This is a genomic window from Mucilaginibacter jinjuensis, from assembly GCF_028596025.1.
In the GTDB taxonomy this organism is placed as follows: domain Bacteria; phylum Bacteroidota; class Bacteroidia; order Sphingobacteriales; family Sphingobacteriaceae; genus Mucilaginibacter; species Mucilaginibacter jinjuensis.
Genome location: NZ_CP117167.1, coordinates 2,464,236 through 2,487,430 on the forward strand (window position 1 = coordinate 2,464,236; position 23,195 = coordinate 2,487,430).

The following is a 23,195-nucleotide window of genomic DNA, read 5'->3' on the forward strand; positions in this document are numbered from 1 at the left end:
ATTATGAAGAACAAAAATAAGCTGTTGCTATTATTGGCTTTATGCGCTGTGCAAGGTGCATCTGCCCAAACCACCACCAATATATACCACAAGGGCTGGATAGATTTTAACAAGAACGGTAAGAAGGATGTATTTGAAGATCCGCAGCAACCGATAGAAAAGCGCGTGGCCGATCTGCTGTCACAAATGACAGTAGAGGAAAAAACCTGCCAGATGGCTACCCTGTATGGCTACAAGCGCGTTTTAAAAGATGAAATGCCCGTACCGAACTGGAAAAACGAAGTTTGGAAAGATGGGATAGCCAATATTGACGAAGAGCTGAACAGCCTAACCTCATACACCGATAATGCACAATCGCAATATTCATTCCCGTATAGCAAGCATGCCGAGGCTATAAATACCATACAGCATTGGTTTGTAGAGCAAACACGTATAGGTATCCCGGTTGATTTTACTAACGAAGGGATCCACGGTTTAAACCATGATCGTGCAACTTCCCTGCCTGCACCAATAGGCATAGGCAGTACCTGGGATAAAGATTTAGTGCGCCAGGCCGGACAAACCGTAGGCCGCGAAGCTAAAGCTTTAGGTTATACCAATGTTTACGCACCCATCCTCGATCCGGCGCGCGACCAACGCTGGGGCAGGGTAGTAGAGTGCTACGGTGAAGACCCTTTCCATATTGCAGAACTCGGTAAACAAATGGTTTTAGGTATCCAGGAAGAAGGCGTAGCCGCAACCCTGAAACATTTTGCCGTTTACAGCGTGCCCAAAGGTGGCCGCGATGGCAATGCCCGTACCGACCCACATGTGGCACCAAGGGAAATGTACCAGATCTACCTGTATCCATTCCGCAGGGTAATCCAGGAAGCACATCCGCTGGGTGTGATGAGCAGTTATAATGATTGGGATGGCGTGCCTATTACCGGTAGCCATTATTTCCTGACTGAATTGCTGCGCGAGAAATTCGGCTTTACAGGTTATGTGGTATCCGACAGTGAGGCTGCCGAGTTTTTGTACAGCAAACACCACGTGGCCGAAGATTATAAAGAAGGTGTAAGGCAAGCCGTTGAAGCAGGGTTAAACGTGCGTACCAACTTTACCATGCCGCAAACCTATATTATGCCCGTGCGCGAACTCATCGCCGAAGGCAAACTCTCCATGAAAACCATTGATGAGCGTGTAGGCGATGTGTTGCGTGTAAAATTTAAATTGGGTTTGTTTGATAATCCTTATGTAAGCGATCCCAAAGCTGCCGATAAAATTGTACATACTGCTGCATCAACCGCTATGGGTTTGGAGCTTAACCGCGAGAGCATGGTGTTGCTGAAAAACGATAATAACCTACTGCCTTTAGATATTAAAAAAATGCCAAGGATCCTGGTAACTGGCCCGCTGGCAGAGGAGACTAACTATGCCATCAGCCGTTATGGACCATCGCACAACCCGGTAACAACAGTATTGAAAGGTATCCAGGACTATGTAGGCGATCGTGGTTCTGTGGTAGGCGCAAAAGGCTGCGATATTATTGATGCTACCTGGCCTGAGAGTGAGATCATCGAAACACCTTTAACTAATCAGGAACAGATTGAAATTAACAATGCCGTTAACCGCGCAAAAGATGTTGATGTTATTGTGGCAGTAGTAGGTGAGGATGCTAAGCGTGTAGGCGAAAGTTTGTCGCGTACAGGTTTGGGTTTGCCGGGCCGTCAGCTTAAACTCATTCAGGCTTTACAGGCTACGGGTAAACCAGTGGTTATGGTAATGATCAACGGCCAGCCATTAACCATTAACTGGGAAAACCGCTACGTGCCCGCTATTCTGGAAGCCTGGTTCCCTGGGCCGGAGAGCGGTAAGGTAATTGCCGAAACTTTGTTTGGCGATTATAACCCAGGCGGTAAGTTGCCTATCACTTTCCCTAAAACAGTTGGGCAGATAGAACTTAACTTTCCGTTTAAGCCGGCATCGCAGGCCAGCCAGCCAACATCGGGGCCAAATGGTTATGGTAAAACCAGCGTTAACGGCCCTTTATATCCGTTTGGTTATGGTTTAAGCTATACCACTTTCGAATATAAAAATTTGGTGGTAACACCCGATAAAGCGAACAATCAAGCCGATATTAACGTATCAGTAGACGTAACAAATACGGGCAAACGTAAAGGCGATGAGGTAGTACAACTTTATCTGAAAGATAAGGTAAGCAGCGTTACTACTTATGAGTTTGATCTCCGTGGCTTCGAACGGGTGAAACTGGCTCCGGGCGAAACTAAAACAGTGAAATTTACGCTCCATCCTGATGATCTGGCATTGCTGGATAAGAACATGAACTGGACTGTTGAGCCCGGCGCGTTCGAGGTAATGATCGGTAGTTCATCAGAAGATATTAAGTTGAAAAAAGAATTTATAATTGAATAATATAACTCAATGCAGGTAGTCACGGGGATCAAAAAAATAATGTTTTTAATGGTGCCCGTGGCACTATGTGTGTTTAGCAGCTCCTGCAAAAAAGGTGGTTCCGGGGATTCCGGAAAAACCGACACTACCACTACCATTACTACCAGTTTTATAAAAGGTGCCGACCCAAGCTGGCTCACCCAAATGGAAGCATCAGGCATTAAATTTTATAATGCTATTGGTACGGAGCAGGATTGTATCCAGACCTTGAAAGATAAAGGCATCAACACCATCAGGCTGCGTGCCTGGGTAAACCCGTCAGATGGTTGGTGTAATACAAGTGATATGGTTGCTAAAGCCGTTCGTGCCAAAAAACTGGGCATGAAAATTATTGTCGATCTACATTATAGCGATGTATGGGCTGATCCGGGGCACCAGACTAAGCCCGCTGCCTGGGCTAACCTTAACTTTAGTTCGCTGGTTGCCACCATGCAAAACTATACGGCAGTTGTGATGGACTCGCTGAGAGTGCACAATATTACCCCCGATTATGTACAGGTTGGCAACGAAACTAATGATGGTATGCTATGGCCCGAGGGACAAGCTTCAAAAAACATGGCCAATTTTGCAGCCCTGGTAACGGCCGGTTATAATGGTGTTAAGGCGGTAAGCAGCGCTACTAAAGTAATTGTGCATGTTTCTAACGGGTATGATAATACATTGTTCCGTTACGTGTTTGATGGGCTTAAAGCCAATAAGGCAAGTTGGGACGTTATCGGCATGTCGCTGTATCCAACAACCGATAATTGGCAGAATTATGACATACAATGCCTGGCCAATATGAAAGATATGGTTACGCGGTATAATACCCCGGTAATGATATGCGAAGTAGGGATGGATGTAACTGCACCCGCAACTACCAAATTATTTATTACTGATTTGATAAGTAAGGTAAAATCTGTACCCAACAATAAAGGTTTAGGCGTTATATATTGGGAGCCCGAAGCTTACAATGGTTGGGCAGGTTATGGCTTAGGTGCCTTTAGCTATTTGGGTAGGCCAACCGTAGCGCTTGATGCGTTTTTAAACTAAAAAATATTGTCGACAGAGAGGCGTGAGAAATTACTTGAAATTTTTTAGAGTTTAATATGAGCTTTTAAACGGTATAGAGGATATAAATAGGGAGCTTGTACGAGGTTTTTAAAAATAAGTTTGCTTTAGAGGTAAATTTATTTGTTATCTTAGTAAACTATTTAATACCTAACACTTTATGAAAGCTCCAATTTTCACAATACTTTTATTAGGTACGTTGTTAAGTGCAAATGCACAAGTAAAATCAGATACCGCTAAGGTTGCTGCCCAAAGTACTGCAAAAGTTAGTGCTAAGGCCGATACTGTGGGTTGCTGGTTTAAAGAACTTAGACGTACACGTTACTCTTATGGCTGGTTCCGTTCTACTAAAGACAGCACCCTGAGGGAAGTATGGCAACATGGCTATATGGTTAAAGGCTCAACTGTAGTATACCTTTACTCCGACAAAAAAACGAAAGTTAAAAACAGAATTGTTGACAGTTTTGAGCATGGCAGCCCAGCTATGGCGGCCAATGTAAAATAGGCTGTTACCCAATTTTGATGTTTTTATTTCTATAACTTTTTCATTAAAATGTTTAAGGCATGGCATTATATTGCTTATACCTTAAACATTTTTTTATGTTTGGTTAATAAGGTTAATGTTTAAACACTTGTTAACTGATATATCAAAATGTATTTTTATAATTCGTATTTATTTATAGACTTGCAAAACCATTTGTAAATTTAAGCATGCAGAGATATACCGGCCAGAAAAGAATATTAGTAGCAGTTGATTGTATTGTATTTGGTTTTGATGGTAACAGTATAAAACTGTTGCTGGTAAAACGGTCTATCGAACCTCATAAAAATAAATATAGCCTGATGGGCGGGTTTATACAGCCCGACGAAACCCCTAACGAAGCTGCTAACCGCGTATTGGAATACCGCACAGGGTTAAAAAACGTTTACCTGGAGCAGCTGAATGTATTTGGCGCGCCAGACCGCGACCCGGTTGAGCGGACACTATCCATCGCTTATTTTGCACTGATCGATATTAATAAGTACGAAAAGCAGCTGAATGATGAGTTCCACGCCGAGTGGTTTTTGCTAAGCGAGATGCCCGACCTGATCTTCGACCATAATGAAATGGTGCGGATGGCCAAAAAGCAATTGCGCTACAAAGCTGCGCTACACCCTATATTGTTTCATTTACTGCCCGAGCGTTTTACCATACCGCAATTGCAATCGCTTTACGAAGGTATATTCCAGGCCAAGTTTGACGACCGGAACTTTAGCCGTAAAGTATTATCAACCGGCTTGCTGGTTAAACAGCCCGAAAAAGATAAGCAATCGTCAAAGAAAGGCGCATTTTATTACAAGCTCAATCAAACAGAATATCTCGAAAACTTCGAATCGTTCCTCAACTTTGTGCCTAACCCAGATAAGCTGCTTACCGAAAACCTGTAATTAAACCAGGTCTTTAGGGAGCTTGATCAGGAAACTGGTACCTTGCCCGGGTTCAGATATTACGTCGATAGTTCCCCTGTGCTTTTCTATGATACCAAACACAATGGACAGGCCCAGCCCGGTGCCTTCGCCCACATCTTTGGTGGTGAAAAAAGGTTCATAAATTCTTTGTTTTACTTCGGCAGGCATGCCCGGCCCGGTATCGGTTATCTCAATACTGATGTAGTTTTGATGATCATTAGTGGTTATCGAAATATTTTCGTCATGGTGTACAGGCTTGCTTTTTATAGCTTGTATAGCGTTTGTAAGCACATTGATAAGCACTTGCCCAATTTTACCGGGATAGCAATTAATAGGCGGCAGTTTATTAAGCACCGGTGTTATGGCAATATAAGTAGGCGTGGTGCTGCGCAATATCACCAATGTATTAAGTACGGCCTTGTTAATATCGGCCAGTTTAAGGCTTTGCTCGTCGGTACGGCTAAAGGTACGCAGGCTGTCAACAATTTCTTTGGTACGGCTTGCACCTTCTTCAATGCCTTCCAGTAAGGTTAATATCTCTTCCTGTATGTATTTAATATCAATCTGGTTGCGGTATTGTAAAATCTGCGTCCTTAACTCTTCGTTCTGTGGGTCCTGCTCAAGTTCAGTGTATTTATCAATAAGGTTAAACACTTCAATAAAATCGAGGCGTAAGGGGTTTACGTTAGAACTTACAAAATTTATGGGGTTGTTTATTTCGTGTGCAATGCCTGCGGTTAACTGGCCCAGTGAAGCCATTTTTTCGGTATCAACCAGTTGCATTTGTGCCGCCTTTTGGTTCTCAATGCTTCGCGACAGGTTTTGGTTGCTCTCAATCAGTTCGCGCGTGCGGATGTTAACCCTGTTTTCGAGTATAAGGTTTTGTTCGGTTATCAGGCGTTCGTTTTCGAGCGCTATGGTTAATGCAGCAAGCTGTGATTCTGTTTTTTGGCGACGGTAAAAATTAATCTTATCTGCCAGTGCTGCCGAAAACAAAATAAGTTCGAGTGCAGAACCGTACAAGATAATATTACCCGTAAAGGTATTGTAATTGATAAGCCCCTGGTTTCGGGCCACCGAAAATATGATAGAAAGGAAAAAGAGCGTCCACCCGAACATAAAATATTTGGCTGGTTTAAAGCCTTTTAAATACAGGGTAATACCAATGCTTATGAGCGATATGGATATAGTAAGCGCACTTATGCTGATGATGTTATAAGCAAGATGGGTGCGGCCAAATATAACCGCTACAAGCGCACTGGTATATAGCAGGAAAAGAAACGCGTAAAACCAGTTGAGTGCTTTGCTGCTGCTTTTAATCTGTAGAAACTCATAAACAAACATGAGGATCGAGTAACCAAACAACACCCGGGTAATGGGTAAAATTATATTGTTAATAATAATCTTATCATGGGTTATAAAATTTAGTCCATAACCCTTAAGCAGCATCTGGTTAAATCCCAAAAATATAATGTACAATACATAGTATAAATAGCTAATGTCTTTAACTATAAATAATAATAACAAGTTATAAATAGCCATGATGATGATAACGCCCATAAAGCCGCCCATGGCAATATTTTGCATGCTTGCACTTTGCAGAAACTCATTTGCGCTATATGCCTGTATAGGTATTACGGTGTTTACGGCGCTTTTTATTCGCAGGTAAATGGTGCGCGACGAATCGGGGTATATTATACAGTTGATATGGATAAGGTTCTGTTCAAACTGGTTTAAATGGCTATGGGGGGAGTTAGAATCCAGGTGCACAAACTCCTCACTATTAGGGTATTTGAAATAAAGGTCGAAATTATCTATTACGCTGCTGGTTATAGAAATAGGTACAAAGGGCTGTGTGGTTTTATTTTTAAGTATCAGTTTTAACCAGATTACTTTGGTAGAATAATTAATAAATGGAAGAGATTGATCGGTATAGTGAAACTTTGTACTTTTTGCTACGTCTCTTATTTGAAACGTACCATCGGGGTCATTAAGAATAGAATAGTAATTGTGCGCAATAAACTTAGAGTCGCCTTCGTTTACTGATAGCGTATCGAGGGCATAAACAATTGCTGATTGAAATAATAGAAATAATAAAACTAAAAAGCCTTTCATTTATTATAATAAATGTAAATATTTAGCCCAAAAGGGATACGCAATATAATAATTAACTTACTATTGTTTTTTTTGTAAAAAAAGGTTCTGTTTGCACCTTTAATTAACCATACTTTATGCAATACGGCGTTCTATATGTCGACGATGAAATCAACAATCTGAATAGCTTCAAAGCAGCTTTCAGACGCGATTTTACAATCTTTACCGCTCAATCTGCCAAAGAAGGGCGGAAGATATTAGATAGTAACGAAATCGGCGTAATTATTACCGATCAGCGCATGCCGATGATGACAGGGATTGAATTCCTGGAGTCGATATTGCCTGTATATCCCGATACCATCCGCATTTTATTAACCGGCTTTGCTGATATTAATGCCGTAATGGATGCCATTAACCGCGGCCAGGTTTACAAATACCTGGTTAAGCCGTGGCATAATGAGGAGTTGAAAATGTACATACAAAATGCGCTCGAAATTTACCACCTGCGTAAAGAAAACAAAGAGCTTGCCCAGAAACTAAAGCTTGCCAACATCGAACTCGAAAATTTATTAAAGTCACAGTAAATTTAATTAATTCAATTAGTTAAAGTAATGTATATTAGCCTTTGCTAACAACGCAGATTGTTGGCAAAGCTCCCTAATAAACGCTATTAATTAAGTGAAATTTTTACTGAGGTATATTGCCGGTTTTGTGCTTTTTGTGGCAGCAACATGTGCTGCGCACGCACAAAACACAACAAATAAAGGCACCGAGTTTTGGACTGCCTACATGGACCATGTAAATGGTGCCGGTGATGTTGGTAAGGAAAGTAAAATGAGCCTTTACATCACCTCGGATGTAAATACATCGGGTACTGTTGATATTGCCGATGGCAGTTTTGGTACCATATCATTCAGCGTAACAGCCAACCAGGTTACCATTGTTGATATACCCTCTATTGCGTTTTTAGACAACACATCGGGTACACTTAGTAAGGGCTTGCATATTTTATCGGCCAAGCCAATTGCGGTATATGCGCATATTTACGCTACGAGTGTTTCGGGCGCTACGCTGTTGCTGCCGGTAGCTACCCTGGGTAAGGATTATCTTTCTATCAATTATACGCAGGTTTCAAATTCGGTAGCATCACGCGAAGGGCCTTCTTATTCTTCGTTTAATGTCATTGCGACAGAAGATAACACAACCGTTCAGATTACCCCGGCTGCTGCCTTAACAAGCGGCCAGCCTGCCGGTACTACATTTACCATTACCCTTGCGAAAAAAGGCGATGTATTTCAGGGTTTATCTTCCAGCGACTTAACGGGCACCCACATTAAATCAATAAGTGCTAATGGTACCGCCTGTAAGCGTATTGCTGTATTTTCTGGCAGCAGTAAAATTTCTATAGGGGATTGCACAAATTATAATACCTCAGATAATCTCTTTCAGCAGGTGTATCCTACGGCTTCGTGGGGTAAACATTATATTACGGTGCCATTGGCCGGCCGTTTTTATGATGTATACCGCATTGTTATTAATGACCCAACGACAGTTATTACTTTAGATGGTGCCGTAGTTGCTCCAAGCATCAGGGGTTATTACGAATTTAAATCGGGCGGTGTAACGCATGTAATTTCGGCCGATAAACCGGTGCAGGTAGTGCAGTATGCTGTATCGCAGAATAACACCATCGGCTGTGCCATGCCCAACAGCCCGGATCTGGGCGACCCTGAGATGATTTACCTTAACCCACTCGAACAGAGCCTGGACCATGTAACGTTATATTCTACCTCAAAATATGAGATCTCAACCAGCTATATTAACGTTGTGATACCTGCAGCCGGTGCATCAAGCTTTATGCTCGATGGTACACCATATACTGCGTTTAGACCAGTGGCCAATAACCCGGCTTATGCTTACGCGCAAATACATGTTGGCAGCGGCTCAGCTCATAACATAAGCTCATCACAAAACTTTAATGCCATTGCTTATGGTTTTGGTATCGATGAATCATACGGATATGCAGCAGGTACAAACCTGGCTAACTTATACGAGTACATTAGTTTGACCGATCCGGCCGATAATAAGGCCATCCAAACCTACGGCTGTTCTGATTTAACTTATAATCTTAGTGTTACGCTGCCTTATTCAACTACGCAAATAACCTGGAACTTTAAGGATGGTACCACACCTGTTGTACAGAGTAATCCTGTCGCGGTTACTTCGGTAAAAAACGGCCAGACTTTATACACCTACACTTATGCCAAAAAGGTAAAATACGCCAAGGGCGATTATACAGTTATTGCTACCGTATTTAATGCCGGGGCTGATGAATGCGGGCAGAATGAGGATATAGAGTTTGATTTTACCGTGGTTGATCCGCCTCCGATTGTGTACAGCTTCTCGAGTGTGTGCCTGGGCGATGCCACACAGTTTACCTATCCTCCCGATCCTAATGATTTAGGTACAAAAACCTATAGCTGGGATTTTGGCGATGGCAGCCCGCTTGGTACAGATCAAAACCCTACCCATACTTACGCTGCTCCAGGCGATTATAAGGTTGTGCTTAGTGTAACTAATAATAGTGGCTGTTTATCGGTATCGCCTCCACAAACGGTTAGTATCAGTAAAAAGCCAGTGGCGGACTTTGCCATTTCATCGCCTGATTGTGCAAGTGGTACCATTACCTTTACAGACCAATCTACAGTGGTACCCGGGACGACAGAGGCAGCCTGGAGCTGGGATTTTGGCGATGGGCAAACAGCAACGGTTAAAAACCCAACGCATACCTATACTGCTACAGGTACTTATCATGTTACGTTAATCACCACAAATAATAAGGGATGCAGCAGCGACGCCACTCCTAAAGATATTGTGATACACTCATCGCCGGTTGCAGATTTTGTGGCACCCGATGTTTGCCTGGCAGATGTTACGGCAGCCTTTAAAGATGCCAGTACTATTGATGACAATACCGAAAGCGAATTTAGCTATGCATGGGATTTTGGAGATGCCACAAATGCTACACCGGCTAACCCCAATACATCAACATTTAAAAATCCATCACATAAGTATAATGCGGCAAAACAATATAATGTAACGCTTACGGTAACCTCTAAATATGGTTGTGTAGCCGTAAAAACGCAACAATTTACGGTGAATGGTTCGATACCGAAAGCTGCCTTTAAGGTTGAAAATCCAAACACATTATGTAGTGCCAGCGATGTAATATTTGATGACCTAAGCACGGTTGATTTTGGTAATATCACCAAAATGATCTGGTATTTTGATTATAACAATCACCCGAGCGATGGAGTAGTGCTGATGAGAAGTAAAGGCGAAATACCTGCCGACCGTAAGTTTACATAATTACGGTTTGTTTAACGATCCATTAAAGAAAACCTACGCAGTTAAACTAGTAGTATATTCGGGCGAAAGTTGTGTGAATGAGAGTGGCATTACCAATATTGTTATTAATGCAAATCCAATAGTAACATTAACTGCCCCGCCGGTAATGTGCCAGGAGTTCCCGGCTGTGCAAATAGCAGAAGATAAGCATGGTTTCGATGGCAGGGGTGTATTTAGCGGGCCGGGCGTTTCGTCAACAGGTTCGTTTAAACCATCTGTGGCAGGGCCGGGTGTGGCTAACATTAATTATGTATTTACGGCTAACACCACAGGCTGTACTTATACTACCACAATCCCAATCCTGGTTAATCCATCGCCGATAGTAAATGCAGGTTCTGATGTACAGATACTTGATGGCGCGCAAACCAGGTTAAACGGCTCGGCAACCGGTAAGGGCTTAACATACCAATGGGTACCTGCTGCAGGTTTGGATAACCCAACGGTGCTAAACCCGGTGGCTAACCCTACCGATGACATTACCTACACGCTGATCGCAACTTCAACTGATGGGTGTTCTGCATCGTCTATAGTGAAGGTTTTTGTGTTAAAAATGCCGGAAATTCCAAATACATTTACGCCGAATAATGATGGAGTAAATGATTTATGGTATATTAACCATCTCGATACCTACCCCGGTTGTACAGTAGAAGTTTTTAACAGAAATGGCGAGAAGCTATATTCATCTGTTGGTTACGGTGTGCCCTGGGATGGCAGGTATAAAGGAGTTGATTTGCCGGTAGGCGTGTACTATTATATTATAAACCCTAAAAACGGACGTAAAACCATGTCTGGCTATGTCACAATTATAAGATAACCATGAATAAAGCACTAAGGTTAGCAATCTTACTGATAATAACCGGACATTTTGTGAATGCCCAACAACGCCCGCAATACACGCAATATGTATTTAACAATTACCTGCTTAACCCGGCCTTAAGCGGCATCGAAAATTATACGGATGTAAAAGCCGGTTATCGTAGCCAATGGACTGGCCTCGATGGTGCCCCGGTTACCTCATACCTTACCGCCAACATGCCTATTGGTAACGGTTTTTTAAGTGATAATGCCGGCACTATGCCAGGTGGGGGTGGCGAAAACCCGATGAGCCGTTCTTACATGCGCGATTATACAGCTGCTGCGCCACATCATGGGATTGGTATAACTATAGTTAACGATAAAGCAGGCCCGCTTACCCAAACCAATATTGATGCTACTTACGCTTATCATATTGGGTTAAGCCCCAAATGGAACATGTCTGTAGGGGTATCGGCGGGGATAAGCGATATTGGGTTAAACACAACGAATATAATTTTAGAAAACCCTAATGATAAGGCCATTACAAATGGTATTGCCAACCAATTGAAACCAGATCTGGGGGCAGGCATCTGGATTTATACTGCTAACTTTTACATCGGTGCATCAGCACAACAGTTGCTGAAGCAAAACCTGTATTTCAGTACCAATAATTCTGTTACTCAAAGCCAAACCGTGCCGCATTTCTTTTTTACATCGGGGCTGAAGTTGCCTATATCTGATGATGTATCATTTATGCCATCTGTTATGCTAAAGGTAATTAACCCGGTGCCGGTATCGTATGATATTACAGGCAAACTGGCCTTCCGTGATAGATTCTGGATCGGTGGCTCGTACCGCCACGACGATTCGTTCTCGGCCCTGGCCGGCTTGTTTATTAACTCGCTGATCAGCGTCGGTTATTCGTACGATATTACAACCTCTAACCTCAATACAGTGAGCAACGGTACCCACGAAATTGTGATCGGTATCCTGCTCAATAACCGCTACAAGGTTACCTGCCCGATGAGAACATTCTAATTTGTCGATTTGTCAATTAGCTAATTTGTCAATGGAAAACCAATTTGTCGATTTGCTAATTCGGCAAATTGTCAATGCCTTAAAAAGAGAGATAATTAGAATCAATTACTCATCGCTTTTAAAGTATTGACAAATTAACTAATTGACAAATTGCCGAATTATACCTCCCGTCTAAGCCTTGCTACCGGGATGTTCATTTGTTCGCGGTATTTGGCTACGGTACGGCGGGCTATGTTGTAGCCGCGCTCTTTAAGTATTTCGGTAAGTTTCTCATCAGCAAGAGGATGGCGTTTGTCTTCGCCGCCGATGCAATCTTCCAGGATCTTTTTAACCTCTTTGTTCGATACTTCTTCACCGCTTTCGGTCTGAATAGCTTCAGAGAAGAAAGATTTCAACAGGAAGGTGCCAAACTCGGTTTGCACATATTTAGAGTTAGCCACACGCGATACGGTTGAAATATCCATCCCGATACGGTCGGCAATATCTTTTAAGATCATGGGGCGCAGGTTACGCTCATCTCCCGTCAGGAAGAAATCGTACTGGTACTGCATAATGGCGTTCATGGTTTTAAGCAGCGTTTGCTGGCGTTGCTTAATAGCATCAATAAACCACTTGGCAGAGTCGAGCTTTTGTTTCACAAACTGCACGGCCTCCTTCATCTTTTTATCCTTTTGCGAAGCCTTGTCGTAATGCTCAAACATATCCATGTACGAGCGACTTACACGCAGGTCAGGAGCATTTTTAGCATTGAGGGTAAGCAATAAGCGGCCATCATCATTAACAATATGGAAATCGGGGATAACCTGCAGTTGTTTGGTATTTACAGCGTTAGAGTCGCCTGGTTTTGGGTTCAGTTTTAATATCTCGTTTATAACCGCACGCAGCTCTTCCGAGGTCATGTTAAGCGAACGTTCCAGCTTATCGTAATGCTTGCGGGTAAACTCGTCCAGGTAGCTTTGTACAACCAGTATAGCCTTGCGGATAATGGGGTCGCCAACATCTTTACGTTTCAATTGCAGTAACAAACATTCCTGTAAGGTACGTGCACCGATACCAGGCGGGTCGAACGACTGGATCACCTTCAGCATTTCTTCAACCTCTTCATCCTCAGCCATTACGTTTTGCGAGAAGGCAAGGTCGTCAGTCAATGACATAATAGGGCGGCGCAGGTAACCATCATCGTCTAAACTACCGATGATTTGCTGACCGATCATGAAATCCTTGTCAGAAATAGGCAGCAGGTCTAACTGGGCCTGTAGGCTTTCAAAGAAAGAAGTCTGTATAGCAATCGGTATCTCTTTATGGTCGTCATCGTCATCACCGTTCTGGTCATAGCGCGAGCCATAATCGTTAACGTTATCTTCCTGTAAATAATCGTCAATATTAAATTCGTCGTATTCGCCGCTTTCGTCGTCTTTATTATAGGTATCCTCATCCGGGTCGCGGTCGGGATACTGTTCTTCGGGCTCGTTAAGATTAGTTAAGCTTAGATCTTCGAGAGCAGGATTTTCCTCCAGCTCTTCTTTAATACGGGTATCGAGCGAAACAGTAGGAACCTGTAACAGCTTGATAAACTGTATCTGCTGAGGGGAAAGTTTTTGTAAAAGTTTTTGTTGAAGATTCTGTTTAAGCATATTTAGATAAAGCCAAAATTACATCAATTTAGTAGAATATAAAAGGCGTATTTGTTTAACGTATCCAAAGTAAACGCTAAAACGGGCAATTGTTTGGCAATAAATTAAACTGTTAGTACTTTTTTTGTGTTGATAGTTCTATATTAGTAATACACAAACTTTAATATCTATGGGATTTGTAAAGGAATTTAAGGAATTCGCCATGAAGGGCAACGTGGTTGACCTTGCGGTGGGTGTTATCATTGGTGCTGCCTTTGGTAAAATTGTAACCTCGCTGGTTAACGATATTGTGATGCCGCCAATTGGTATGCTTACCGGTGGTTTAGATTTTAGTAAACAGAAGTATGTTTTGAAAGCAGCCGTAGGCAAAACGCCCGAAACTGCTATTAACTACGGCCTATTTATTAACAACGTAATCGACTTTACTATCGTTGCACTGGTGATATTTGTAGCTATTAAAGGTATTAACTCTTTGAAGCGTAAAGACGCAGAAGACGCACCTGCTGCACCGCCAGAACCAACTAAAGAAGAAATCTTATTAACAGAGATACGCGACCTGTTAGCTAAAAAAAGCGTTTAAGTGTATAAAAACGGCATTTATGTGTCGTATTGCATGCCGGATTGGAAATGTTGATAATTATGTTAGGCGGGTATTTGAAAAATAGAAATTAAACAGTAAATTTGCACTCTTAATTTTAAAGCAACGAATACAACAATAATAGAGTTATGAAAAGAACGTTTCAGCCTTCTCAGCGTAAAAGAAGAAATAAACACGGTTTCCGTGAGCGTATGTCAACTGCAAATGGCAGAAGAATTTTAGCTGCAAGAAGAGCTAAAGGCAGAAAAAGATTAAGCGTATCTGACGAGAAACGTCATAAGGCATAATTTAGCGTTGCTTCCGTAACTGGGTTTGAACCGGTTATATTTGGTTATCCCGGTTCAATTTAAATAAGCAACATGTATACTTTCAGGAAAGAAGAACGATTGTGTAATAAAAGGCTCTTAGAAGAGCTTTTTCACAAGGGTTCTTCTTTTTTATGTTACCCTTACCGGGTTTCATGGCGTTTGGCCGATGCTGCACAATCAGTGCCCGTACAGGTGGTTTTCCCTGTGCCTAAAAAGCGTTATAAGCACGCCGTTGATCGTAACCTTATTCGCCGCCGCATGCGCGAGGCCTACCGGCTTCACAAACAGCAAAACCTGTACGAATTTTTAAACCAGGCTAATATAAAGCTTACGCTTTCGTTAAGTTATATTGGTAAGGAGATTGAGCCTTACACGCTGATGGAAAAAAAAATGTTAAAGCTGTTTACGCAACTTTGCGAACTGGTAAATAATGAAAGCGCTAAGCAAGCTAATTAAAACCATTTTCGGTTATTTCTTCATCGTGCTGATTAAGTTATATCAGTACCTGCTTTCGCCAATGCTGGGGGCCTCGTGCCGTTACACCCCAACCTGTTCGCAATATGGTATCGAAGCCATAAAAAAACATGGCGCATTTAAAGGCGGATGGTTAACTTTGAAGCGTATTGGGCGCTGCCATCCCTGGGGAGGCCATGGGCACGATCCGGTACCATAAAATAGATCCATGAGTTTAATCCTTCAAATAGAAACCGCCACCACAGTATGCTCTGTAGCGCTGGCACAAAACGGACAAGTACTTGCTGTTAAAGAAGTAAATGAGCGTAACGTGCATGCCGAAATGATTACCCTGTTTATACAGGATGTAATGGAGCAGGCCGGTAAGCAATTGAAGGAGATCGATGCCGTGGCCGTAAGCAAAGGCCCTGGCTCGTACACCGGTTTACGTATTGGCGTATCAACCGCTAAAGGTATTTGCTTTGCGCTGGATAAACCGTTGATCGCTGTAGATACTCTAAGTGCAATGGCAAGCGGAGCTAAAGAGTTCTCGGAGTTATTTACTGAAGATGCCATCCTTTGCCCCATGATTGATGCCCGCCGCATGGAGGTTTACACCGCCTTATACACTACTCAAGGCGAAATGACGCGACCTATTGCAGCCGAAATTATCGACGATAATAGCTTTAGTGATATCACCCCCGAAAAACAATTGGTGATATTTGGCGATGGTGCTGAGAAATGTATCCAGGCATTAGCACATCGTGGTAAACTCACTTTCCTTCCCGATTTTGTTAATTCGGCAAAACAGCTTACTCAACTCGCATTGCAGAAATTCGAGGCAAAACAGTTTGAGGACGTAGCCTACTTTGAACCTTACTACCTGAAAGAATTTGTAGCCGGTGTAAAAGGCGTGAGCCGGTAATACTAAATACACCGTGCAGTAGGCGTCTGATCAAGCCACCTTCATCATCGCCTGTTGAAATGTGACTTGCGTTTTCGTGCGTTTCGATGTCGTGCCCAAATTTTACAGAAAAGCCCATATAAAAGCCTGCTCCTATAGAGGCACTTGCCCTGTTGATCTCGGTATTATCTTTTCTTAGATCGAGTAGCACGCTATAATCATGCAGTAGCTGCTCACTGCCGATAAAGAATTCAAAGTTGGGCGACTTAATCATCAATTGTCCGCCCAGATTATAGCCCGTATCATCTATACTCTGCGTTACGCCAATCATCAGGTTGTGATACTGTAAATTATTAGTGAACACGCCCGTTAAACCATTATAGAAAAGCTGTTTGGAAGCAATAAGCACCGGGATATATTTAAAAGTAGCATCATCATTTAAGCCGAAATTTTTGGATGCGCTTACCTCGAACCGGCCATCGGTAGGGGTGATGAATGATTGTTTAATGCCTCGGTCTGTCAATATTTTCAGCGCAACTTTATACAGATCACCACTCGATCCATTGCCATTTACCCCGGTAACCGTTTGGGTATTATTAAAATTATGCACGTTAGAATTGGCATTCCAACGGATAAAACCAAGGTCTTTTAAATTATATTGCAGGTTAATGCCACCCTCGGCATGCTGGCCAACACCCAGACTGAATGAAAGACCCGGCGACCGGAAATCAGGTATAAAATTGGCAGCCCCGAAAGTACCGGGGTCATAAGTAGTTCTGTTGTGGCCTGCCAACGTTAAATCTAATTGGTTATGGGGTTTATCAAACGTAACATCAGAGTGGTTAATGCTGGCATCCTCATGGACAATACCGGATAAGGCGCTTAATTTTAGTCCGACAGAAAATTGATTATTCAGCGTTTCACGATAGGTAACACTCAATTGGTGATAGCCCTGATACCAGTAATTATCGTTAGCGATGTCTTTATAATTGGTACTGTTAAAGCTCGAGTTACCGTTAAACAAGCCAACGGTTTCATCGGTAAAGCGGGCATTGCCTTCGCCCTTGGTTTGCCATGAAAAGCCAATTTCCTGGTCGCCTTTTAGGCTGGTGTATACTTTAAACATGCCGATATACACATTATCAACAGTATACAAACGGTTGGCGCTGTTTTGGCCGTACGTGAGATTGGAATTATTAGTTTTGCCTAAAAAAATGCCTTGCTTAATAAGAGGTTGCGCACTCCCGGTAATATAGGCATTAATGCTAAGACTGGGGAACAGGAAATTAAAGGCGAACATCCTGCTCGAATCGGGCGTGAAAACCTTTTGTGAGGGATTCTCGAACGAATCGTACAGTGTATTGGTGTAGTATTGCGCAAAGCGTTGTGCAAAAGCCTGCGTGCTAAAAATACACAGGATTAGGGCCGGTAAAATTTTATTCATTCATATACCGATACGATGAAAAGTATCGATAGGTCAACCATAAATAAAAATTTAGGCTACTTCTCCGCCGTTTTTGTGGAATCAACTTTAGCCAGCTTCATACAAAAATTGGTGTAATAGTTTTTATCTGATGCGATAAGCTGGTACGATGCTGCGTAGTAATCTTTAAATCCAGGATCGCTGTGTTGAAAGGCATCATAAAAAAGCGGCTTTAAATCGCGTTTAAATACCTGCTTCATGTTTTTAAAGTTGATGAAGAAAGCCACGTTGCTCCGCTCAGAAAGCATATCATCAAATTCGTTGAATGATTCTGTTTTGTTCAGAAACTTCTGGTTGTTGTAGCTATCAGCATAAGCTCGAAGCTCCTGAACAGTATTAGCGAGGATCAAATAATTATTGATGATCATGAAATAGGGCTTGTTGAAGATCCCGAAAGCATCGCCCAATAAATAAAACGGAATTTTGGTGTAGTTAAACTGGCCGATCTCATCGCTTGTCTGCGTGCTGATGTTCATCAGCGAAGGAAACAATTGTTGTCCGTTGCTCACCTCTATAATAGCCAGCTTTTCCTGGAAACGGGTGGTAACCACGGCAAATTCGTTACCCAAAACTTTATTAAAATCTTTATCAATGTTAATGCCTGTTTCGGCTTTAATCTGTTTAAATAACTCCTGTTGCTTTTCTTTAGTACCGCTTTTGTTGTTCCAGTTGTTCAAATCTTTCACAAACTGATCGGGGTTTGATACCGAAAAGCTGGTGCTGTAGGCCGTGGTAGACGGAAAGATCTCCTTCAAATGGTTCTCAACAGGTTTTTGACCAGTAAACAGGTTCAAATAACTTACCGGCTGGTTCGGCGTAATCGCTGTAGTACCATTAAACATCAGCGCATCGGTTTTATAATTTAAACTCAATGCCGCCTGTGCCGGTAATATGCGGAATGCCCTGAATAGGTCGGGGTTTTTATTGATAAACAACTGTTGAAACAGCGGCTGCAGCTGCGCATAGTTTAAATACAAAATGGCCAGTGCATTATTATGCTGTTGCTCTGATAATTGAAGTATAGTGTGCTTGTGCTGCTTAAAATCGTAGTTAATGCTCTTGTCTATCAATTCCTCCGAAAAGCTTCCGGTAAAGATCTGGTTCTCGGTTTCGGCCAGAAAGAATGGTCGTTTAAGGCCGGTTATATCGATCTGGTATAACTGCTTGTCGCCTTTTTTTAGGGAGATAATTTTTACGCTATCGGTGCTGTTCTTCTTCAGCTCATTAATGATCGAACCTTTAAATTCTTTGTCTACAGAGGTCGTTAGCAAAAAATCAACCTGGTCTGTAGTTGAGGGATGAATGGAAAGATATATCGGCTGATTTTCGAAGTAGGGTTTCAGCGCGGTATTATCTAACAAATATTTACGCAAAGCATCCAGCTCGGTAGTTTTATCCTCGCCGGCAATAGAAGTAAGCAAGTGATTGCCGCTAAATGCATCATAGAAACCCTCATCATTGCTAAATTCGGCTATCAGCGAAGCATCCTCGGGGATGTGCTGCATCACTTCAACCGGGCGGCGACCGGGTGGACTGAGGTGTTTAAAATAAACAACAGTTACCACTGCAGTAGCAATAAGCAAAATTAGGGTGGCAATCAGGTGTTTCATGGTATTTTGTTAGTGCAAAGGTAGATTTTTACGCAATGCCCATAAAGTAATTCTTTCAAATGGTTAATTTAGCCAAATACCCATCATGAACAAACAAATAGTAGTAACAGGCGCATTATTAGGTGTGCTTGCTGTAATAACAGGAGCTTTTGGCGCACACGGATTAAAGGCTGTATTAACACCATCGCAGTTAGAAACATGGCATACGGCAGTACAATACCATTTCTACCACGTTTTTGCCTTATTGTTTTTGTCCACCTTCGGGCGGTTTAAAAATAATGTAATTTTTACCGGATACTGGCTTTTTACTTTTGGTATCTTGCTTTTTTCGGGTTCATTATACCTGCTCTCGTGCCGCGATATTTTGGGCTGGAGTTGGTTACACTGGTTAGGCCCGGTTACCCCAGTAGGCGGTTTACTTTTTATATCCGGCTGGATTACTTTGGCCATTGCAGCCATCAGACACAGATAATATAGATGCTCGAATTTGCGGAAACATACAACGCTGGCCGTAAAACGCTTTTCGTCGAGGTAATTTTACCCTTGGCCATTGCCAAAAACTATACTTACCGCGTGCCGTTTGAATTGAACGACGTGGTGGCTATAGGCAAGCGTGTAGTGGTGCAATTTGGTAAAAGCAAGCTGTACACGGCCATTATTGCCGGTATAAGCGAGCATGCGCCCGAAAAGTACGAAGCAAAATATCTGATGGATGTGCTGGATGAGCAGCCTGTGGTTACCGATGTTCAGCTTGGTTTTTGGCAATGGATGGCCAATTACTACCTCTGCAACACTGGCGAGGTAATGAATGCCGCCCTGCCATCAGCCCTGAAACTGGCAAGCGAAACCAAAATTGTACTCAATAAAGATTACGAGATAGATCGCTCATCGCTCAATGATAAAGAATACCTGATTGTTGATGCGCTCGACATTCAGCCCGAATTAACGGTTAGTGATATAGCCAAACTTCTCGGACAAAAAACGGTAATGCCGATCCTGAAACTGATGTTCGAGAAGAACCTCATCATGATTTCGGAAACGGTTAACGAGCGTTACAAACCCCGTAAGCGTACTTTTATTAAGCTCAATCCTTTTTACCAGGGTGAACAAATGCAGGAACTTTTTGAAATCCTGGAGAAACGTGCGCCTAAACAGGCGGATGTAGTGCTGGCTTATATTAATCTATCCCGTGGCGGTAAAAAGGTATCGAAACCAGATCTGATCGAGGCTTCGGGAGCAAGTTCGGCAGTAATTAAGGCTTTGGTAGAGAAAGAGATTTTGATTGCTGAAGATGTTAACGTGAGCCGACTGTTCTTCGAAAATGATACCGACCCCGAGCTTACCGCTGTTTTAAGCGAGGAGCAAGAAGGCGTGTTAAACAGCATTCGCGAGCAATTTACGCAAAAGGATGTGGTGCTGCTACATGGTATTACTTCATCGGGCAAAACACAACTATATATTAAATTGATTGAGGAAATGATAGCCGCGGGCAGGCAGGTGCTTTACCTGTTGCCGGAGATTGCCCTCACCACACATATTATTGAACGCCTGCGCCGTTATTTCGGCGAATCGATAGGTGTATACCATTCCCGTTTTAACGACCAGGAACGGGTAGAGGTTTGGCAAAAGGTGCTGGACGGCAGCTATAAAATTGTACTCGGTGCGCGCTCGTCTGTCTTTCTGCCATTTGCAGATCTTGGGCTGATTGTGGTTGATGAGGAGCACGAAACATCGTACAAACAATTTGACCCGGCACCGCGCTACAACGCGCGTGACGCGGCTATTTACTTAGGTGCGATGTATAAAGGTAAAGTGTTGTTGGGTTCGGCCACGCCATCCATAGAATCGTACTATAATGCCCAGAGTGGCAAGTTTGGTTTTGCGGAACTGAAAACGCGTTACGGTGGTGTAGAAATGCCGCAGATTGAAGTAGTAAACATTGCCGAAGAACTGAAAAAGAAAACCATGCAGTCGCACTTTACGAGTGTGCTGATGGAGGATATGCAGCAGGCCATTGAACGGAAAGAGCAAATTATCCTGTTCCAGAATCGTCGTGGTTATGCGCCGGTAATGATGTGTAAAACCTGTGCTTACACGCCCAAATGTATCAATTGCGATGTAAGTTTAACCTACCACAAACATAGCGGCAAAATGCACTGCCATTATTGCGGATACAAAGAAGATAGCCCAAGTACTTGCCCGGCCTGTGGTTCGGCCCATTTAGAATATAAAGGTTTTGGTACCGAAAAGGTAGAAGATGAACTGACTATGCTTTTACCAGAAGCCCGCATTATGCGCATGGACCTGGATACTACCCGTGCCAAAAATGCCTTCCAGAATATTATGAATGACCTGGAAGAAAAACGGCTGGATATACTTGTCGGCACGCAAATGGTGGCTAAGGGATTGGATTTTGCAGATGTTACGGTTATCGGGATCATCAATGCCGACAGCCTGTTGAAATACCCCGACTTTCGTGCCAATGAACGCAGTTTCCAAATGTTGGCGCAAGTAAGCGGCAGGGCGGGGCGTAGAGGTAAGCAAGGTAAGGTGGTGATACAGACTTATGACCCTAGTCACCGCGTAATACAGCAGGTGATTGATAATGATTATGCCGAACTCTACAAAAACGAGATCGACGAGCGGAAGAGCTTTAAGTACCCGCCGTTCTATCGTATGATCCAGCTCGACATCAAACACAAAGATCCCGATATACTTTACCAGCAGGCTGAATATTTAGGTGCTGAACTCCGTAAGCATTTTGGTGACCGGGTAATCGGCCCCGAGTATCCACTGGTGAGCCGTATCCGTAACTTCTATATCAAATCTATCATGCTGAAGTTTGAGCGCGATACAGATTCGCTGAATAAGGCTAAGGATATTATCCGCAATGTGATGCTGCAGTTTCAAACTACTAAGCTCAGCAAAGGCAGTGTGGTGCAGCCTGATGTTGATCCGTATTAAACTAAAGAAACGTGTTGATAAATATAGGCTCAAATTAAGCCCCTGATAAACAACAGGCTTAAAATTTGTCAATACAAACATAAAATTAAACCTCTCTTTAGCGTGGCTCATTTTGCCTAACTTTGTGTTAACAATGGCCTACAAGTTTATAGACAATTATCGCGAAAAGGGTGCCCGTAAAAGGCTGGTTGATATTTTAGCAAAAAAAGGCATTGATGACGAGCGGGTGCTGCACGCCATTGGCAAGGTGCCCCGCCACTACTTTTTCGACGAAACTTTCTGGAACCAGGCTTACAAAGATATTGCCTTCCCGATAGGCGAAGGTCAAACGATATCGCAGCCCTATACAGTTGCTTATCAAACTCAATTACTGCACGTTAATAAAAACGATAAGGTGTTGGAAATAGGTACTGGCTCGGGCTACCAAACCTGTATCCTGCTGGAGCTTGGTGCCAATGTTTATACCATAGAACGGCAGGAGAAGCTCTACGAGCGAACCAAGCAGGTATTACCTTACATGGGTTACAAACCGAATTTCTTTCTAGGAGATGGCTCGAGAGGGATAGAAGCACACGCGCCTTACGACAAGATCATCGTAACCGCCGGTGCCCCAACCGTGCCCGAAATATTATTAAAACAATTAAAAGTTGGCGGACTGCTTATTATCCCCGTAGGTAGCGAAAGCGAACAAAAGATGGTGACGATTCTCAAAGTAGCTGAGAATGACTATGAGAAAGTCGTTTTGGATACTTTTAGGTTTGTGCCCTTGGTAGGGGATAAGGCGTGGTGAACTAGGGAAGTGGGTCTTTCTCCCACGTCATTGCGAGGAACGAAGCAATCACCGACTATGCAGTTCAATTCTACAAGGCCGCTCTGTAAGTAGGGGATTGCCACGCTGTCGCTCGCAATGACGTGCGCGGTGTAGACTGCCACTGCTACTAAAAAAACTGCTA

Annotated in this window: 20 protein-coding genes; 16 read left to right on the plus strand and 4 right to left on the minus strand. The window is 42.9% G+C overall.

All coding sequences use genetic code 11. From position 1 onward, the window contains the following. Positions 1–3: 3 nt before the first annotated feature. From PQO05_RS11260 to PQO05_RS11275, 4 genes are all read left to right on the plus strand, one after another. Complete coding sequence (locus tag PQO05_RS11260) at positions 4–2,415, plus strand: glycoside hydrolase family 3 N-terminal domain-containing protein (RefSeq protein ID WP_273633012.1); 2,412 nt, start codon at positions 4–6, stop codon at positions 2,413–2,415. A gap of 9 nt (positions 2,416–2,424) precedes the next feature. Further along, entirely contained in the window at positions 2,425–3,486 is a 1,062-nt protein-coding gene (locus tag PQO05_RS11265) for a glycoside hydrolase family 53 protein (RefSeq protein WP_273633013.1), read from the plus strand. Between the two features lie 178 nt (positions 3,487–3,664). After that, complete coding sequence (locus PQO05_RS11270) at positions 3,665–4,009, plus strand: hypothetical protein (RefSeq protein WP_273633014.1); 345 nt, start codon at positions 3,665–3,667, stop codon at positions 4,007–4,009. Between the two features lie 206 nt (positions 4,010–4,215). Further along, a complete protein-coding gene (locus PQO05_RS11275) occupies positions 4,216–4,932 on the plus strand; it encodes an NUDIX hydrolase (protein ID WP_273633015.1) in 717 nt (238 codons plus the stop codon). On the opposite strand, the gene PQO05_RS11280 is transcribed toward PQO05_RS11275, so the two are convergent. Further along, positions 4,933–7,068: a sensor histidine kinase gene (locus PQO05_RS11280; protein WP_273633016.1), complete on the minus strand. Its 2,136-nt coding sequence runs from the start codon at positions 7,066–7,068 to the stop codon at positions 4,933–4,935. 116 nt (positions 7,069–7,184) lie between these two features. Between PQO05_RS11280 and PQO05_RS11285 the strand changes: the two genes are divergently transcribed. The 4 genes from PQO05_RS11285 (at position 7,185) to PQO05_RS11300 (ending at position 12,288) form a co-directional block, all read left to right on the plus strand. Continuing rightward, positions 7,185–7,631, plus strand: coding sequence for a response regulator (locus PQO05_RS11285; protein ID WP_174313246.1), 447 nt, complete (start codon positions 7,185–7,187; stop codon positions 7,629–7,631). 94 nt (positions 7,632–7,725) lie between these two features. Then, complete coding sequence (locus PQO05_RS11290) at positions 7,726–10,416, plus strand: PKD domain-containing protein (protein WP_273633017.1); 2,691 nt, start codon at positions 7,726–7,728, stop codon at positions 10,414–10,416. A 7-nt stretch (positions 10,417–10,423) separates the two neighbouring features. Next, the gene (locus PQO05_RS11295; RefSeq protein ID WP_273633018.1) at positions 10,424–11,269 is read left to right on the plus strand and encodes a T9SS type B sorting domain-containing protein; all 846 of its coding nucleotides are present in this window, start codon (positions 10,424–10,426) and stop codon (positions 11,267–11,269) included. Positions 11,270–11,271: 2 nt separating this feature from the next. After that, a complete protein-coding gene (locus PQO05_RS11300; protein WP_273633019.1) occupies positions 11,272–12,288 on the plus strand; it encodes a PorP/SprF family type IX secretion system membrane protein in 1,017 nt (338 codons plus the stop codon). Between the two features lie 158 nt (positions 12,289–12,446). Here the strand turns inward: PQO05_RS11300 and rpoN are convergent, their stop codons facing one another. Then, the gene (gene rpoN, locus PQO05_RS11305) at positions 12,447–13,922 is read right to left on the minus strand and encodes an RNA polymerase factor sigma-54 (protein ID WP_273633020.1); all 1,476 of its coding nucleotides are present in this window, start codon (positions 13,920–13,922) and stop codon (positions 12,447–12,449) included. Between the two features lie 169 nt (positions 13,923–14,091). Between rpoN and mscL the strand changes: the two genes are divergently transcribed. The 5 genes from mscL (at position 14,092) to tsaB (ending at position 16,206) form a co-directional block, all read left to right on the plus strand. Continuing rightward, positions 14,092–14,502, plus strand: a complete 411-nt coding sequence (mscL, locus tag PQO05_RS11310) for a large-conductance mechanosensitive channel protein MscL (RefSeq protein WP_273633021.1) — start codon at positions 14,092–14,094, stop codon at positions 14,500–14,502. A 146-nt stretch (positions 14,503–14,648) separates the two neighbouring features. Beyond that, the gene (rpmH, locus tag PQO05_RS11315) at positions 14,649–14,807 is read left to right on the plus strand and encodes a 50S ribosomal protein L34 (RefSeq protein WP_074489881.1); all 159 of its coding nucleotides are present in this window, start codon (positions 14,649–14,651) and stop codon (positions 14,805–14,807) included. 72 nt (positions 14,808–14,879) lie between these two features. After that, positions 14,880–15,284 (plus strand): ribonuclease P protein component, encoded by a 405-nt coding sequence (locus tag PQO05_RS11320; protein ID WP_273633022.1) that lies wholly within the window; start codon positions 14,880–14,882, stop codon positions 15,282–15,284. After that, positions 15,259–15,501, plus strand: coding sequence for a membrane protein insertion efficiency factor YidD (yidD, locus tag PQO05_RS11325; RefSeq protein ID WP_273633023.1), 243 nt, complete (start codon positions 15,259–15,261; stop codon positions 15,499–15,501). The genes PQO05_RS11320 and yidD overlap by 26 nt, the downstream gene beginning before the upstream one ends. Positions 15,502–15,510: 9 nt before the next feature. Next, positions 15,511–16,206, plus strand: coding sequence for a tRNA (adenosine(37)-N6)-threonylcarbamoyltransferase complex dimerization subunit type 1 TsaB (gene tsaB, locus PQO05_RS11330; RefSeq protein WP_273633024.1), 696 nt, complete (start codon positions 15,511–15,513; stop codon positions 16,204–16,206). On the opposite strand, the gene PQO05_RS11335 is transcribed toward tsaB, so the two are convergent. Next, complete coding sequence (locus tag PQO05_RS11335) at positions 16,094–17,629, minus strand: DUF5723 family protein (protein WP_273633025.1); 1,536 nt, start codon at positions 17,627–17,629, stop codon at positions 16,094–16,096. The genes tsaB and PQO05_RS11335 overlap by 113 nt on opposite strands. A gap of 56 nt (positions 17,630–17,685) precedes the next feature. Next, on the minus strand, positions 17,686–19,278 hold the full coding sequence (locus PQO05_RS11340) for a hypothetical protein (RefSeq protein WP_273633026.1): 1,593 nt from the start codon (positions 19,276–19,278) through the stop codon (positions 17,686–17,688). Positions 19,279–19,363: 85 nt separating this feature from the next. Between PQO05_RS11340 and PQO05_RS11345 the strand changes: the two genes are divergently transcribed. The 3 genes from PQO05_RS11345 to PQO05_RS11355 all read left to right on the plus strand — a co-directional run bounded on the left by PQO05_RS11345 (position 19,364) and on the right by PQO05_RS11355 (position 23,032). Then, complete coding sequence (locus tag PQO05_RS11345) at positions 19,364–19,750, plus strand: DUF423 domain-containing protein (RefSeq protein ID WP_273633027.1); 387 nt, start codon at positions 19,364–19,366, stop codon at positions 19,748–19,750. A gap of 5 nt (positions 19,751–19,755) precedes the next feature. Beyond that, positions 19,756–22,242, plus strand: coding sequence for a replication restart helicase PriA (gene priA / locus PQO05_RS11350; protein ID WP_273633028.1), 2,487 nt, complete (start codon positions 19,756–19,758; stop codon positions 22,240–22,242). A gap of 133 nt (positions 22,243–22,375) precedes the next feature. Beyond that, positions 22,376–23,032, plus strand: a complete 657-nt coding sequence (locus PQO05_RS11355) for a protein-L-isoaspartate(D-aspartate) O-methyltransferase (RefSeq protein WP_273633029.1) — start codon at positions 22,376–22,378, stop codon at positions 23,030–23,032. Positions 23,033–23,195 lie beyond the last annotated feature (163 nt).

What these genes read in the sequence shown, in the direction of transcription:
- PQO05_RS11340 (WP_273633026.1), bottom strand. Translation starts at nt 19,278, where the DNA reads ATGAAACACCTGATTGCCACCCTAATTTTGCTTATTGCTACTGCAGTG.
- PQO05_RS11335 (WP_273633025.1), bottom strand. Translation starts at nt 17,629, where the DNA reads ATGAATAAAATTTTACCGGCCCTAATCCTGTGTATTTTTAGCACGCAG.
- rpoN (WP_273633020.1), bottom strand. Translation starts at nt 13,922, where the DNA reads ATGCTTAAACAGAATCTTCAACAAAAACTTTTACAAAAACTTTCCCCT.
- PQO05_RS11300 (WP_273633019.1), top strand. Translation starts at nt 11,272, where the DNA reads ATGAATAAAGCACTAAGGTTAGCAATCTTACTGATAATAACCGGACAT.
- PQO05_RS11320 (WP_273633022.1), top strand. Translation starts at nt 14,880, where the DNA reads ATGTATACTTTCAGGAAAGAAGAACGATTGTGTAATAAAAGGCTCTTA.
- PQO05_RS11280 (WP_273633016.1), bottom strand. Translation starts at nt 7,068, where the DNA reads ATGAAAGGCTTTTTAGTTTTATTATTTCTATTATTTCAATCAGCAATT.
- PQO05_RS11265 (WP_273633013.1), top strand. Translation starts at nt 2,425, where the DNA reads ATGCAGGTAGTCACGGGGATCAAAAAAATAATGTTTTTAATGGTGCCC.
- PQO05_RS11355 (WP_273633029.1), top strand. Translation starts at nt 22,376, where the DNA reads ATGGCCTACAAGTTTATAGACAATTATCGCGAAAAGGGTGCCCGTAAA.
- PQO05_RS11270 (WP_273633014.1), top strand. Translation starts at nt 3,665, where the DNA reads ATGAAAGCTCCAATTTTCACAATACTTTTATTAGGTACGTTGTTAAGT.
- PQO05_RS11275 (WP_273633015.1), top strand. Translation starts at nt 4,216, where the DNA reads ATGCAGAGATATACCGGCCAGAAAAGAATATTAGTAGCAGTTGATTGT.
- priA (WP_273633028.1), top strand. Translation starts at nt 19,756, where the DNA reads ATGCTCGAATTTGCGGAAACATACAACGCTGGCCGTAAAACGCTTTTC.
- PQO05_RS11345 (WP_273633027.1), top strand. Translation starts at nt 19,364, where the DNA reads ATGAACAAACAAATAGTAGTAACAGGCGCATTATTAGGTGTGCTTGCT.
- tsaB (WP_273633024.1), top strand. Translation starts at nt 15,511, where the DNA reads ATGAGTTTAATCCTTCAAATAGAAACCGCCACCACAGTATGCTCTGTA.
- rpmH (WP_074489881.1), top strand. Translation starts at nt 14,649, where the DNA reads ATGAAAAGAACGTTTCAGCCTTCTCAGCGTAAAAGAAGAAATAAACAC.
- PQO05_RS11285 (WP_174313246.1), top strand. Translation starts at nt 7,185, where the DNA reads ATGCAATACGGCGTTCTATATGTCGACGATGAAATCAACAATCTGAAT.
- mscL (WP_273633021.1), top strand. Translation starts at nt 14,092, where the DNA reads ATGGGATTTGTAAAGGAATTTAAGGAATTCGCCATGAAGGGCAACGTG.
- PQO05_RS11260 (WP_273633012.1), top strand. Translation starts at nt 4, where the DNA reads ATGAAGAACAAAAATAAGCTGTTGCTATTATTGGCTTTATGCGCTGTG.
- yidD (WP_273633023.1), top strand. Translation starts at nt 15,259, where the DNA reads ATGAAAGCGCTAAGCAAGCTAATTAAAACCATTTTCGGTTATTTCTTC.